The organism is Xanthomonas albilineans (genome assembly GCF_002939705.1).
Classification (GTDB): domain Bacteria; phylum Pseudomonadota; class Gammaproteobacteria; order Xanthomonadales; family Xanthomonadaceae; genus Xanthomonas_A; species Xanthomonas_A albilineans.
The window spans coordinates 1-13,535 of sequence record NZ_MDCB01000016.1 but is presented as its reverse complement, the minus strand read 5'-3'; the positions used below and the strand labels follow the sequence as shown (position 1 = coordinate 13,535).

Here is a 13,535-nt window from a genome sequence, read left to right as displayed (position 1 = left end):
TGGTGGCCCCGGCTATCGTGTGCCCCTTGGTTCGATGGATGCGACACGATGAAGATTGTGGTGACGGGCGGTGGCGGGTTCCTGGGGCAGGCCTTGTGTCGTGGCCTGGTCGCGCGCGGGCACCAGGTGGTCAGTTACAACCGTGGCCACTATGCAGAACTACGGACGCTGGGCGTGGCCCAGGTGCGTGGTGACCTGACCGACGCGCAGGCGCTGCGGCATGCGTTGGCCGGTGCAGACGCGGTCTTCCACAACGCCGCCAGGGCCGGCGTCTGGGGCAGCTACGACAGTTACTACCAGCCCAATGTGGTCGGCACCGAGAACGTGCTGGCCGCATGCCGTGCGCATGGGGTGGGCCGGCTGATCTACACCTCCACCCCGAGTGTGACCCACCGCGCCGCCCATCCGGTCGAAGGCCTGGGCGCGGACGAGGTGCCATACGCGGAGGATCTCCAGGCACCGTATGCGGCGACCAAGATGCTCGCCGAACGCAAGGTGCTCGCCGCCAACGACGCGCAGTTGGCGGTGATGGCACTGCGGCCGCGCCTGATCTGGGGGCCGGGCGATCAACACATCCTGCCCAAACTGGTGACGCGTGCGCAGGCGGGCCGCCTGCGCCTGGTCGGCAACGGCGACAATCTGGTCGATTCCACTTACATCGACAACGCCGCGCAGGCGCATTTCGATGCGTTGGACCATCTGGCGGTGGGCGCGGCCTGCGCCGGCAAGGCCTATTTCATTTCCAATGGCGAGCCACTGCCGATGCGCGAGGTGTTGAACAGGCTGCTCGCCGCGGTCGGTGCGCCGGCCGTGACCAAGACGCTGTCGTTCAAGACCGCCTACCGCATCGCCTGCGTCTGCGAGACGCTGTGGCCGCTGTTGCGCCTGCGCGGCGAGCCGCCGATGACCCGTTTCCTCGCCGAGCAGTTGTGCACCCCGCATTGGTACAGCATGGAACCGGCGCGGCGCGATTTCGGCTACGTGCCGCGGGTGTCGATCGCGCAAGGCTTGCAACACCTGGCATCCTCATGGCATCACGGTACCCACGTGACCCGTTAGCGAAGCAAGATAGCCCCGCGCCGCAGGCGCATGTCTCATCACTGCAGCCTTGTAGAATGCCGGACATGTCACCCTCCCCTCTTGATGCTCTCAAGCCCCTGGCCGGCCGTGCGCTGGAAGCGGCGCTCAATCGCGTGTTGGCGCTGGACCCCGAGACCTGCCAGGCCCTGCGCGACCTCGATGGTCAGCGGGTGGCGTTGACCATCGAGGCGCCAGCGCTGGCCCTGCAGATCCGCGTGGACGGCACCCGGCTGCGGGTCGGCCCGGTGGACCCGGCGCAGGAGCCGGACCTGGCGGTGCGCAGCACGCTCGGTGGATTGTTCGCACAACTGCCGTTCCTGGCGCAGACGCGGCGCGGCGGCAGCCCGGTCGGGCGGGTGCGTGTGTCCGGCGACGCCGAACTGGCGCGCCGCCTGCAGCAACTGGCCGCGCGTTTCGATCCGGATTGGCAGCAGCCGTTTGCCCAGGTGTTCGGCGAGGTGCTTGGGGTGCAATTGGCCAACGCGGTGCGTTCGGCGTTGCAGCATGCCTGGCACGGTGCGCAGGATCTGGCGCATAGCGCGGCCGAGTACATCACCGAGGAATCCCGCGACGTGGTCGCGCGCGCCGAACTGGAGGCGTTTTACGACGACGTCGATATCCTGCGCGACGATCTGGAGCGTCTGGCCGCGCGGCTGTTGCGGCTGCAACCAGAGCGCGGCGCATGAAGGCGCTGTTTCGCGCCAGCCGCATCGGCCGGGTGATCTTGCGCTACCGCCTGGATGATCTGCTCGACGGCACCCCGATCGAACGATGGCTGGACCTGGCCAAGCCGTTCGTGCCGCGTGCCAGTCCCGACATCGCCGCGCAGTCGCGCGGTGCGCGCTTGCGCCTGGCGTTACAGGATCTGGGGCCGCTCTTCGTCAAGTTCGGGCAGATCCTGTCCACCCGCCGCGACCTGATGCCGCCGGACGTGGCCGCGGAACTGACCTTGTTGCAGGATCGGGTCCGCCCATTCGATGGCGAGGCGGCGCGGCGCATCGTCGAGCAGGCGCTGGGCCGGCCGATCGCGGTGGCCTTCGCCAGTTTCGACACCGAGCCGCTGGCCTCGGCCTCGATCGCGCAGGTACACGCGGCGACGCTGCACGATGGCCGCGAGGTGGTGGTCAAGGTGCTGCGCCCAGACATCGAAATGCAAATCAACGCCGACATCGCGCTATTGAAATCCGCCGCGGCGTTGCTTGAGCGCACCCACCCACGCGCCGACAAGATCCGTCCGCGCGAAGTGGTGGCCGAGATCGAGACCACCCTGGCCGCGGAGCTGGACCTGCAGCGCGAAGGCGCCAACGCCAGCGTGCTGCGCCGGTTCTGGCTGCACTCGGATGATCTGTACGTGCCCGAGGTGATCTGGACCCACACCGCCGAGCGCGCGCTGACCCTGGAGCGGGTGCGCGGCATTCCCTCCGACGACATCGCCTCGCTGGATGCCGCCGGCATCGACCGTCGGGTGCTGGCGGCCAAGGGCGTGCGCGTGTTCTACACCCAGGTGTTCCGCGACAATTTCTTCCATGCCGACGCCCACGCCGGCAACATCTGGGTCGACGGCGACCCGGCGCGCGCGGCCAACCCGCGTTTCATCGCGCTGGACTTCGGCATCATGGGCCAGCTCTCGCAGGAAGATCAGTACTACCTGGCCGAGAACTTCATGGCCATCTTCAATAAGGACTACCGGCGCATGGCCGAGTTGCACGTGGAAGCGGGCTGGATGCCGGCCAACGTGCGCATCGACGAGCTGGAGGCGGCAGCGCGTTCGGTGTGCGAGCCGTATTTCACCCGGCCACTGTCGCAGATTTCGCTGGCCGAGGTGCTGATCAAACTGTTCCGCGTGGCCCAGCGCTATCAGCTCACGTTGCAGCCGCAACTGATCCTGCTACAGAAAACCTTGCTCAATATCGAGGGCGTGGGCCGCCAGTTGGATCCGGAACTGGACATCTGGGCGGTCGCGCGGCCGGTGCTCGAACGCATCCTGATCCAGCGTTACAGCCCTCAGCGCGTGCTGCAAGAGTTGCGCAAGCGCCTGCCGGAACTGATGACCCATGCGCCGGACATGCCGCGGCTGATCCATGGCTGGTTGCGTCAACAGGTCGAAGGCCGCCACGAGCTGTCGATGCGCTCGCACGATCTGGCCGAACTCAACCTGTTCCTTCGGCGCATCCAGCGCCGTGTGGTGGCGGCGATCGCCGGCGTTGGCCTGCTCACGGTGGGCACTTTGCTGTACGCGCTCAATGCCGGTGGACCGCAATTGGGTGGGACGTCGCTGTGGGCGTGGATTAGCAGTGCTGCCGGAGCGTGCGCGTTGCTGGCAGCGTGGTGGCGGCGCTAGCGCTCGCGGCGCTGCCTCTTCGTTACTGCATGCGCTGGGTGCCGCGTGTAGTTTGGCTGTTCACCGCCAGGCTGCTGCGATAGCCGGTTGCCATCGCGGCATGTATAGCGGCGAGGATGCGGCACTGCTGGCGTTGTGGCGCATCGATGCGATGCGGATAATGCAACCGTGAACGCTTCCGCCGATTTCCTGCAGATTCTCTACCAGGATCCGTTGATCGCCGTGGTCGATAAGCCGGCTGGGCTGATGGCCCACGACAGCAAGCTTGCCCGTGGCGAAGACGATTTCCTTGCCGACCGCCTGCGCGCGCAGTTGGGGCGCCCGATCTTCCTGATCCACCGGCTCGACCGTGCCACCAGTGGCTGTTTGTTGCTGGCCTTCGACCGTGACACCGCGAGCCTGCTGGGCAAAGCGTTGATGGGCGGGGAGGTGGACAAGGACTATCTGGCAATCTGCCGGGGTTGGCCGGCCGAGATACGGTTCGAGGTCGATCATCCGCTCGACGGCGGTCCCGGCAAACCGTTGAAGAAACCTGCGCAAACCCGCTTCCAACGCCTGGCCTGCGGCGAACTGGCGGTGCCTTCGGGCGAGTTTCCGACCTCCCGCTATGCGCTACTGCGCTGTAGCCCGGTGACCGGGCGTTTCCGCCAGATTCGCCGTCATCTCAAGCACCTCTCGCACCATCTGATCGGCGATACCAGTCACGGCGACGGTCGTCACAACCGCATTTTCCGCATGCAGGGAATACACCGCATGCTGCTGCACGCCGAACGCCTGGCGTTTGCGCATCCGCACGGCCATCGCGTCGAAGTGCGCGCGCCGCTGGATGCCCAGTTCGTGCGTGCATTCGGATTGTTCGGTTGGTCGGCGGTGCCGTGGCGGCCGAGCGATAGCGAGGGCGTGTTGTTCCCCGCGCCCAGTGGCGATCATGCGTCCCCGTCAGCAGCAGTTGTATGCGTCGATGCGAACACAGGCAACACTGCGCATGCGCGGTCGTAAGCATCCGGTCGCGTCAACGCCGCTGCACTGACATCGCGGCCACCGTGTGCGTGTCCGCGAGACGCGAGAGGACTTCCCACAACCGATCAAGGCTTGGCTGGCGGCGCGTTGACGGTCTGTTCCAGTTCTTTTTGCAGGTTGGCGAGCAGCGGGGCCATCTTCTGCTGCATCGCGACCATCAGGTTCTGCATCAGTTGCGGAGTCTTGTCGAGCATGCTCTGGCCAGCTGGGCTCTCGTAGAACTCGGCCATCGCCAGCACGTCCTGCTTGGAGAACGACTGCTTGTACAGATTCACGTAGAGCGGGCGCATCTCCTGCCAGGACATGGCCTGATGCACGGTGGCCTGGGTACGCTCCTGGATCTGTTGCAATTTCTGCTGTTGCGCAGGACTGAAGTGGCGCTGCGCGTTGAGTTGCGCGAACTGCTGGCGTTGCATCGCCTCGATCTGCGGCAGCATGGTGTCGAGCATGTTTTGCGCGCGCGAAGCCGACAGCAGGCGGTTGATGTCGGCATCACTGGGTGCCTCGGCCAGGGCCGGCACGCTGGCCAGGGCCAGCAGCATGCTCAGCAGCAGGCGTTGCGGCCAACGATGGGAGAAGCGCGGGAGCGAATTCATGGAGCATCCTGCGTGGCGATGAGGTAGCAGCCAGAATACGGCAATCGCGGCGGTGCCGCCGCGATTGCCCTGCCGCCGGTCGGCGACCTGGCAGCCGGCGCGGGGAAATCCAGCGTCTGGCCGATGCCCTACAATCGGCGCATGGGTAACGGCGCGCTCCACATCTCGAACAACCTGGCGATTCCGGAGGACGAAATCCTCGAGCGTTTCGTGCGCGCCAGTGGCGCCGGCGGGCAGAACGTGAACAAGGTCGCCACCGCGGTGGAATTGCGCTTCGATCTGGCCGGCTCGCCATCGCTGCCAGAACCGCTACGCACACGGCTGCTGGCGCGGCGCGACCGCCGGATCACCGCCGAGGGTGTGCTGGTGATCGACGCGCAGCGCTTCCGTACCCAGGACCGCAATCGCGACGATGCGCGCCAGCGTCTGGCCGCGTTCATTGCCGCCGGGTTGTTGGTGCCGAAGCGGCGCATCGCCACCAAGCCCTCCCATGGTTCCAAGCTGCGGCGCCTGGACGCCAAGCGCGAGCGCGGCCAAATCAAACGTGGCCGCTCGCCCGGCCGTTGGGAGTGACCTTTGAGCGAACGCGATTTCCGCCTGCCCCCCGCAACCCCGAACATGCCGATGGTCAAGCCCAGCCGCTGCATGCGCTGGCTCGGCCGGACCGCTTTGCGGCTCACCGGTTGGCGGGTGGTGGGCGAGTTTCCGGACCTGCCCAAACTGGTGATGATCGTGGCGCCGCACTCGTCCAATTGGGATGGGTTTCTGGGCTTCGCGGTCAAGTTCGCGGTCGGCTTCGAGGTGCGCGTGCTCGGCAAGACCCAATTGTTCTGGTGGCCGCTGGGCGCGTTGCTGCGCAAGCTCGGTGGCATCCCGCTGGATCGCAAATCCCCGCGCGGGGTGATCGAACAGGCGGTGGCGCTGATTCGCGACGCCGAGCGCATGTGGTACGTGATTACTCCGGAGGGCACGCGCAAGCGGGTGGAGAAGTGGAAGACCGGCTTCTGGAAGATCGCCCACGATGCGCAGGTGCCGATTTTTCCGGTGTATTTCGATTACCCCAGCCGCACGGTCGGCCTGGGCGAACCGGTCCGCACCAGCGAGGACATGCAGGCGGACATCGCCGCCATCCGCACTTGGTACCGCCCATGGCGCGGCAAACATCGCGATACGCTGTAAGCTGACCATTCTCGCTATCGGAGCAGCGGCGGTTGTCTGCATCAAGGGGCAGCCCGCTCCGACCAGCATGGCATCGTCGCTGAATGCGTGGAGGTACCGCACCGAGCACCGTTGCATGGATGGCGCTCATGCCGCCGCACCGTTGCCCTCCCCAGCGTCGGCGCGTCGGCCGGCCTTCCCCGCGCCACCGCACGATCCAATGGCACATGCCACTGCAACGCAAACCCGGTAAGGTACTTGGTCGCCTTGGCCCCAAGGTCCTCTCAGGAGTCCCACTTCATGTCGCGTACTGTCATTCTGGCCGCCGCCATCAGCTTGGCGCTGGTCGCCTGTTCCGGTAAGGAGTCCACCGCTGTGCCTGCTGCTCCAGCTCCTGCCCCCGCGCAGCCCGCCGCCAATCCGCTGCTGAGCCCCAGCCCGCTGCCGTTCCAGGCGCCGCCGTTCGACAAGATCAAGGATGCCGACTTCCTGCCAGCGTTCGAGGAGGGCATGAAGCAGCAGCTGGCCGAAATCCGCAAGATCGCCGATAACCCCGAACCTGCGACCTTCGCCAACACCATCGAGGCGATGGAGCGCAGCGGCGAAACCTTGAAACGCGTGTCGCGTATTTTCTTTGGCTTGGTCCAGGCCGATACCAACGAGGCGCGGCAGAAGATCCAGGAAACCGTGGCGCCCAAACTGGCTGCGCACCAGGATGAGATCAGCCTGGATCCGAAATTGTTCGCGCGGATCAAAAGCCTCTACGACCAGCGCGACACACTGAACCTGGATCCGGTGCAAAAGCACCTGCTCGAGCACGATTACGACGAATTTGTGCACTCAGGCGCGCAACTGTCCGATGCCGACAAAGCAACGCTGCGCAAACTCAACGTCGATGAAACCTCGCTGTCCACCCAGTTTCACAACAAGTTGGTCGCGTCCACCGCCGCCGGCGCCGTGGTCGTGGACGACAAAACCAAACTCGACGGCCTGTCCGATGGCGACATCGCCTCGGCCGCGCAGGACGCCAGCGCACATAAGCTCGATGGCAAGTACCTGTTGGCCCTTCAAAACACCACCCAACAACCGGCGCTGGCCTCGCTCAAGAACCGTGACCTGCGCCTGCAGGTCATGGCGGCCTCGCAGTCGCGCGCCGAAAAAGGCGACGCCAACGACACCCGTCAGAGCATCCAACGCCTGGCTCAGTTGCGCGCGCAGAAAGCCAAGCTGCTCGGTTTCGACAGCTATGCCGCCTACAGACTCAGCGACATGATGGCCAAGACCCCGGAGGCGGCGCTGAAGCTGCTCACCGACACGGTGCCTGCCGCCACCGCCAAGGCACACAGCGAGAGCGCCGAAATCCAGAAGGTGATCGATGCGCAGAAGGGTGGCTTCAAGCTCACCGCCGCCGACTGGAATTTCTACGCCGAGCAGGTACGCAAGGCCAAGTACGATATCGACGAAGCGCAGATCAAGCCGTACTTCGAACTGGACAACGTGCTCAAGAACGGCGTGTTCTACGCCGCCACCGAGCTTTACGGCATCACCTTCAAGGAACGCACCGACATCCCGACCTACCACGACGGCATGAAGGTCTACGAGGTGTTCGACCAAGACGGCAAGTCGATGGCGCTGTTCTACACCGACTACTTCAAGCGCGATAGCAAGTCAGGCGGCGCCTGGATGGATCAATTGGTTGTGCAGAATGGCCTGACCGGCGCCAAGCCGGTGGTCTACAACGTCTGCAACTTCACCAAGCCGGCGCCGGGCCAGCCGGCGCTGCTGAGCTTCGACGAAGTTACCACCATGTTCCACGAATTCGGCCATGCGCTGCACGGCATGTTCTCCGCGGTGAAGTACCCCTCGCTCGCCGGCACCAGCACGGCGCCTGACTTCGTCGAGTTCCCCTCGCAGCTCAATGAACACTGGGCCTCGGACCCGAAGGTGTTCGCGCATTACGCCAAGCACTACAAGACCGGCGAAGCGATGCCGGCCGAACTGGTCGAAAAAATCAAGAAGGCGCGTACCTTCAACCAGGGCTACATCACCACCGAGTACCTGTCGGCCGCGCTGCTGGACCTGGCCTGGCACACGCTGCCAGCCGACGCGCCGCTGCAGGAGGTGGACAAGTTCGAAGCCGACGCACTGAAGAAGTACAAGGTGGACCTGGCGCAAGTGCCGCCGCGCTACCGCACCACGTACTTCGACCATATTTGGGGCGGCGGTTACTCGGCGAGCTACTTTGCCTACTTCTGGGCGGAAGTGCTCGACGACGACGCGTTCCAGTGGTTCAAGGAGAACGGCGGCTTGTCGCGCAAAAATGGCGACATCTTCCGTGCCAAGATCCTCTCTCGGGGCAACAGTGTCGAGTTGGCCACCTTATACCGGGATTTCCGTGGCAAGGACCCCAGTGTCGAACCGCTGCTGGAAAATCGCGGTTTGAAGAACTGATCCGCGTCTTGTTAGAAACGGAGTTCAAGAACGGGATGGCCGTGTGGCCATCCCGTTTTTCATTATGGCGTATGCGACCTGCCGTCGTTAGCGCTTGCCGGGCTGCGGCATCGCGGCCCATGTCGTGCGTCACTGGCAGACGACCGTGGGAAAGTAGCGCCCTGCCTATGCGGGAGTGAACAAATCGGCGAAGGACGTGTATCGGGAAGCCTGCGAGGCCGGGTTCTCGGTTTATGCGATGAAACGGGCAAAGCGGAAATTGGGGTGGTGGCGGTCAAGCGTGGCGGCCACTTTGGCGGTGGCAGGCAGGAATGGGCATGGCAGTTACCGGCTGACAATTGCACTGAAGGCAGTGAAGGGAGCGCACAAAATAATGCGTCCTCTTCGACCCCTTCAGGCAATGAAGTGCGCTCTTCACTGGAGTCGGATCACTCCATCACTGGCATGCAGACCGAGGATCAATGAACGTCACCAGCTTGCCGGCACTACCCCGCGCAGGCATCGTGTCGCCACGATGACGGATGGACTTTTGACGACGTTGCTGCCTGCATGCAGGTAGATCGAAAGTAGTGCCGCCAACAGAACGCAAGACATGGGATGCTCAAAAATCTGGTTGCCAGTGTCATGTTGATAAGAAGCGACACTGTAAGAAAATTCCTACAAAACGGCAGTCAGAATTCTGATTCTCACAGCTTGCCAGCGATGAGAGACTACACATGCCGGACGCGGCGCCATGATGGCCGCTCATCCCGCGTGGCGCCTGAGCAGCGCCAAGCCGGCACCGCGCTATCGCGATCACGCCCTGGGCAGTAGGCTGTTTTTCTCCCTTCCCACTGGTGGAACCATGGCTGTGCGATCTCCTTTTGCCACGCCGTCACGTGCAGCACTTCCCCTTCTGCTCACCGCCGTCTTCGCCCACTCTCTGACTGGATGTTCGCGCATGAACACGCCGATCAACGCGCCGGCCAATGAACCTTCCGGCATTCACCTGATCGGGAATATTCCCGTCGATGCCCATAACACTGTGCATAAGAGAAGGTCAGTTGCGTCATCGGCTGGTGTGATTATCTCGACGGAAGCGGCACGCCAATCCGTCACTGCCGCTTTGCTTGCCAGTACGGGGTGAGTTGCGTGTGGTTGAAGGCTCCGAACTTATCTAATCGTGTCTGTATTCGTTGGCGATGACTATCTCCTATCGAAGTGACCACCAAAGCTACAGGATTAAATGAAAAATACTGAATGGCCCAGGCAATGCTGAAGCTATTACAAGAAGGGGGGCAATTCCGAAGATAATAAATATTGAATAATAATAATAAATTGAAATAATTCGTCCCCTTCCACGCATATATGCGCTGTAGCCAAATAGGATGAAATAAATCGTGCCTACTGCGGACCATAGGAGAAGGTGGTAAACATAAGGGTCAATTTCGTTTTTCCTATAAAAAATATCCTTCAGAAATTTTAAAAAAATATAGGCGTGTCCTATACATATAGCTCCATGAGCATTGAATAGAAATTTTATTGTAAATTTATTAAATTTAAGTGCAAGCGAGATTGGGATAAGTATTAGGGATACGGCAGAAATGATGAGCCCAAGATACATTAATAGAAGTGCAGGTATTAGGTCGTTGTGTTCCATATATGATTAATCCAATATTGCGTTGATGGTGTATTTTCAGCCCTGAATCGGAAAATCAAGATGATTCAAGATGAGTTGCATGAATTCTATTTGAGGCGATGCGAGGTATTGCCTGTGCATTGGATTGTAGTAGTGATGATGCGCTGAAAACAATGTGCATAAGGCCTTGATTGTCTGTGTCGGTTAACTGGGTTATCCGTTGGGATGTCGGCAAGTCAATAAAATCAATGTCATCGGCCGGATAGTCAGTGTGATGTTGATGCGGAAAGATGCTGTAGGAAAAACCCTATGCCACAACGGCGAAATTCCTGATATCAATGTAGTGGCTTGCGTTTTACTCTAACCTGTGCATGCCGGACATGGATGGTGGATGACATGAATAGCCGCTCAATCCGTCCAAGCCGGCACCGCGCTATCGCGATCACGCCCTGGGCAGTAGGTTGTTTTTCTCCCGTCCCACTGGTGGAACCATGGCTGTGCGACCTCCGTTTGTCACGCCGTCACGTGCAGCGCTCTCCCTTCTGCTGACTGCCGTCTTCGCCCACTCTCTGACTGGATGTTCGCGCATGAACACGCCGATCAACGCGCCGACCAATGAACCTCCCGGCATCCACCTGATCGGCAATCTTCCCGTCGATGCTCATGGCACCGTGCATATCGATACCCGTAAGCCGATACCGTTTGCCGAACATACGTTCGGGGCGATGTGTTACGACACCTATGGCTGCAAGGTGCTGTACAACGACAGGTATGAGGCCAACGATCCCGACGATGTCAAACAAATCTCGTCGGCGTCGCTAGGAAGGCGTTACCCTGGCAACCTTCACGCCGGCACCATCGGCATCCATAACTTCCCACACTTCCCCCCCTGCCGAGGTGACATGGCGCTCCAAGGACGGCCAGCCGCATCATGCCTTGGTCGATCTCGAAGCTATCTTCAAGGACAAGGTGATCCTGCACCATGTGCCGCAGAATCAGTTGCCACCGATCCTGCACGCGGATATTTCTCCGGACATCATCCTGGAAGTGAACGACCGCACCATCAATGTGTATATGAAAGCAATGGTGCAGATGACTGTGCTACGGAATCCAGATAACCCAGACAGTGATTTCCGCAACGATTTGATCCTCGCCTACACCAAAACCTACTGATGGCGTCCTCGCCAGGGAGCATGCAATGGGCAACGAACATACCGATGCAAAGACATGGCCGGATGAGGTGGAAACGTATCCAGCAACGGCGCAAGACTTGGCGACATATGCACACAGCCGCCATGCATTGGCGCAGTTCCAGGCACCGCTGCTGGTCAGTCAAACCGACACGGCTCTATCGTGCTCCCGCGTTGGGTAGTAGGCTGCTTCTCTTCCTTCCCACTGGTGGAACCATGGCTGTGCGACCTCCTTTTGCCACGCCGTCCCGTGCAGCACTTCCCCTTCTGCTCACCGCCATCTTCGCTCACTCTCTGACTGGATGTTCGCGCATGAACACACCGACCAACGCTCCGACCAATGAACCTCCCGGCATCCATCTGATCGGGAATATTCCCGTTGATGCCCATAACACCGTGCATATCGATACCCGTAAGCCGATACCGTTCAGTACGCATGCGTTCGGAGTGGCCTGCTACGACACCTATGGTTGCAAGGTGATTTATGACGACATGTCTTTACTTAACATTCCGGATGATACCAAGACGATTTCATCGGCGTCGTTGGGAGACAAGTACCCGGATGATACATTGGGTGCATCGCATATCGGCATCCGCAACTTCCCGCACTTCCCCCCCCCCGCCGAGGTGACATGGCGCTCCAAGGATGGCCAGCCGCATCATGCCTTGGTCGATCTCGAAGCCATCTTCAAGGACAAGGTGATCCTGCATCATGTGCCGCAGAATCAGTTGCCGCCGATCCTACAGGCAGATATTCGCCCGGACATCATNACTACTGTTTTGCAAGAGCCAGGTAACAAATATAGCAACTCACGCAACGATTTGATCCTCGCCTACACCAAAACCTACTGATGGCGTCCTCGCCAGGGAGCATGCAATGGGCAACGAACATACCGATGCAAAGACATGGCCGGATGACGTGGAAACGTATCCAGCAACGGCGCAAGACTTGGCGACATATGCACACAGCCGCCATGCATTGGCGCAGTTCCAGGCACCGCTGCTGGTCAGCCAACAGAGCCCCCACACTCGTTTGTTCGTGGCCTGCTTCGATGGCACCGGTAACGACAAGCACAAAGATCCTCAGCACATCACCAATATTGGGATATTGAGCGATCAACTAGACTTGGCGTACTCGAGGGGCATCAACAACATCAGGGGCCACTACGTCCCCGGCGTAGGCACCCAAGACGATGCCTTGCCCCGCATTGCCGACGGCGCTCTGGGCTATAGCTATGGCCCACGGATGGAAGAGATGTACTTGAAGTTCATCCGCCAGGTGCATGATTGGAGAAAAAAAGATCCGCAAGCCGAAATCAGCATCCTGTCCACCGGTTTCAGTCGTGGTGCGGTCACTGCGGCCATGTTTACCCGCATGGTCCACGAGCGCGGCATCCAGGATCCGATTGGGATGAAAATCGATCAAGGCCCACACGGCGAAATCCTCAAACTCACTCCCACGCATCCACCGCTGGTGCCACCAGGCCGCACCGCGCAGGTCGTCGGCTTGCTGGACCCGGTCGCCACCGGCGAGATGAATTTCCACGACGTGCGCTTGCCGCCCTCGGTGGTATCGGGCTTGCAGCTCAGCGCCCGCGACGAACGCCGCGATCTGTTCCCGGCCAAGGACATCCTGCATCCCGGCCATTCCCACGATGGGCGATTCCTCAATCTGGTCCATCCTGGCGCGCATTCGGATATCGGCGGTTCCTACCGGCTCGATGGTTTGTCGGTACGCAACGGCAATCTGCTGACGGATTATGTTAATAGCCTCAGTGACAAGCCGTTCCTGCAACCGCGCGCGGTCTCAAGCGCGCCAGAAATGAACGTCATTCACCGCTCCGAACAGCACGGTTCCTACTACACCACCACCATGGCGACGACCCTCGGGCATCGCGTGCATGTGCATGATCTGGCCGGCCCGGCTATGACCCTGGCTCCATTCGATGCGCAATCCCTGGATGCCGGGCTACGCGCGCACTTGCCCTTGCGCCCGGTGGCGGTATCGACCGAACACACCGATCCGGCGCTGCCGGCGTTCTTCCGGGAGCGACCGCATGCGTCAGCGGCACCGCCGCTGC

The 13,535-nt window shown here is 61.3% G+C and carries 13 protein-coding genes; 11 read left to right on the top strand and 2 right to left on the bottom strand.

Features of this window, described 5'->3' with window-relative positions; genetic code table 11:
- The first annotated feature begins 48 nt into the window (after nt 1-48).
- The 3 genes from oleD to ubiB all read left to right on the top strand — a co-directional run bounded on the left by oleD (nt 49) and on the right by ubiB (nt 3,421).
- Nucleotides 49-1,059, top strand: coding sequence for a 2-alkyl-3-oxoalkanoate reductase (gene oleD / locus XalbCFBP2523_RS13285; RefSeq protein ID WP_045766488.1), 1,011 nt, complete (start codon nt 49-51; stop codon nt 1,057-1,059).
- A 65-nt stretch (nt 1,060-1,124) separates the two neighbouring features.
- Nucleotides 1,125-1,766, top strand: coding sequence for a ubiquinone biosynthesis accessory factor UbiJ (locus XalbCFBP2523_RS13280; RefSeq protein ID WP_045766855.1), 642 nt, complete (start codon nt 1,125-1,127; stop codon nt 1,764-1,766).
- Nucleotides 1,763-3,421, top strand: coding sequence for a ubiquinone biosynthesis regulatory protein kinase UbiB (gene ubiB / locus XalbCFBP2523_RS13275; RefSeq protein ID WP_012917536.1), 1,659 nt, complete (start codon nt 1,763-1,765; stop codon nt 3,419-3,421). The genes XalbCFBP2523_RS13280 and ubiB overlap by 4 nt, the downstream gene beginning before the upstream one ends.
- A 22-nt stretch (nt 3,422-3,443) precedes the next feature.
- Here ubiB and XalbCFBP2523_RS16785 read toward each other — a convergent pair whose 3' ends face one another.
- Nucleotides 3,444-3,587 carry a hypothetical protein gene (locus XalbCFBP2523_RS16785; RefSeq protein ID WP_170064238.1) on the bottom strand — a complete coding sequence of 48 codons (144 nt, stop codon included), beginning with the start codon at nt 3,585-3,587 and terminating at the stop codon, nt 3,444-3,446.
- Between the two features lie 2 nt (nt 3,588-3,589).
- On the opposite strand from XalbCFBP2523_RS16785, the gene XalbCFBP2523_RS13270 reads away from it, so the two are divergent.
- Nucleotides 3,590-4,420: a pseudouridine synthase gene (locus XalbCFBP2523_RS13270; RefSeq protein ID WP_230599182.1), complete on the top strand. Its 831-nt coding sequence runs from the start codon at nt 3,590-3,592 to the stop codon at nt 4,418-4,420.
- A gap of 86 nt (nt 4,421-4,506) precedes the next feature.
- On the opposite strand, the gene XalbCFBP2523_RS13265 is transcribed toward XalbCFBP2523_RS13270, so the two are convergent.
- Nucleotides 4,507-5,037 carry a DUF2059 domain-containing protein gene (locus XalbCFBP2523_RS13265; RefSeq protein ID WP_012917534.1) on the bottom strand — a complete coding sequence of 177 codons (531 nt, stop codon included), beginning with the start codon at nt 5,035-5,037 and terminating at the stop codon, nt 4,507-4,509.
- 141 nt (nt 5,038-5,178) lie between these two features.
- Here XalbCFBP2523_RS13265 and arfB point away from each other — a divergent pair, with 141 nt between their 5' ends.
- From arfB to XalbCFBP2523_RS13230, 7 genes are all read left to right on the top strand, one after another.
- A complete protein-coding gene (gene arfB / locus XalbCFBP2523_RS13260) occupies nt 5,179-5,610 on the top strand; it encodes an alternative ribosome rescue aminoacyl-tRNA hydrolase ArfB (RefSeq protein ID WP_045766487.1) in 432 nt (143 codons plus the stop codon).
- A 51-nt stretch (nt 5,611-5,661) separates the two neighbouring features.
- Nucleotides 5,662-6,216 carry a lysophospholipid acyltransferase family protein gene (locus tag XalbCFBP2523_RS13255; protein ID WP_045757430.1) on the top strand — a complete coding sequence of 185 codons (555 nt, stop codon included), beginning with the start codon at nt 5,662-5,664 and terminating at the stop codon, nt 6,214-6,216.
- A gap of 279 nt (nt 6,217-6,495) precedes the next feature.
- The gene (gene dcp / locus XalbCFBP2523_RS13250) at nt 6,496-8,646 is read left to right on the top strand and encodes a peptidyl-dipeptidase Dcp (RefSeq protein ID WP_045766486.1); all 2,151 of its coding nucleotides are present in this window, start codon (nt 6,496-6,498) and stop codon (nt 8,644-8,646) included.
- Between the two features lie 940 nt (nt 8,647-9,586).
- Nucleotides 9,587-9,772, top strand: a complete 186-nt coding sequence (locus XalbCFBP2523_RS13245; RefSeq protein WP_104629971.1) for a hypothetical protein — start codon at nt 9,587-9,589, stop codon at nt 9,770-9,772.
- Between the two features lie 1,389 nt (nt 9,773-11,161).
- Nucleotides 11,162-11,437 (top strand): hypothetical protein, encoded by a 276-nt coding sequence (locus XalbCFBP2523_RS17215; RefSeq protein ID WP_230599181.1) that lies wholly within the window; start codon nt 11,162-11,164, stop codon nt 11,435-11,437.
- 25 nt (nt 11,438-11,462) lie between these two features.
- The gene (locus XalbCFBP2523_RS16600; protein WP_155394562.1) at nt 11,463-11,636 is read left to right on the top strand and encodes a hypothetical protein; all 174 of its coding nucleotides are present in this window, start codon (nt 11,463-11,465) and stop codon (nt 11,634-11,636) included.
- Between the two features lie 695 nt (nt 11,637-12,331).
- Nucleotides 12,332-13,535 (top strand): phospholipase effector Tle1 domain-containing protein (locus tag XalbCFBP2523_RS13230; protein ID WP_211286566.1); only part of this gene is annotated, 1,204 nt, incomplete at its 3' end.

Bases quoted from the DNA above. Each gene is read 5' to 3' on its own strand.
- XalbCFBP2523_RS13265 (WP_012917534.1), bottom strand. From the start codon at position 5,037: ATGAATTCGCTCCCGCGCTTCTCCCATCGTTGGCCGCAACGCCTGCTG.
- XalbCFBP2523_RS13245 (WP_104629971.1), top strand. From the start codon at position 9,587: ATGAACACGCCGATCAACGCGCCGGCCAATGAACCTTCCGGCATTCAC.
- oleD (WP_045766488.1), top strand. From the start codon at position 49: ATGAAGATTGTGGTGACGGGCGGTGGCGGGTTCCTGGGGCAGGCCTTG.
- dcp (WP_045766486.1), top strand. From the start codon at position 6,496: ATGTCGCGTACTGTCATTCTGGCCGCCGCCATCAGCTTGGCGCTGGTC.
- XalbCFBP2523_RS13255 (WP_045757430.1), top strand. From the start codon at position 5,662: ATGGTCAAGCCCAGCCGCTGCATGCGCTGGCTCGGCCGGACCGCTTTG.
- ubiB (WP_012917536.1), top strand. From the start codon at position 1,763: ATGAAGGCGCTGTTTCGCGCCAGCCGCATCGGCCGGGTGATCTTGCGC.
- XalbCFBP2523_RS16600 (WP_155394562.1), top strand. From the start codon at position 11,463: ATGGGCAACGAACATACCGATGCAAAGACATGGCCGGATGAGGTGGAA.
- XalbCFBP2523_RS13280 (WP_045766855.1), top strand. From the start codon at position 1,125: ATGTCACCCTCCCCTCTTGATGCTCTCAAGCCCCTGGCCGGCCGTGCG.
- arfB (WP_045766487.1), top strand. From the start codon at position 5,179: ATGGGTAACGGCGCGCTCCACATCTCGAACAACCTGGCGATTCCGGAG.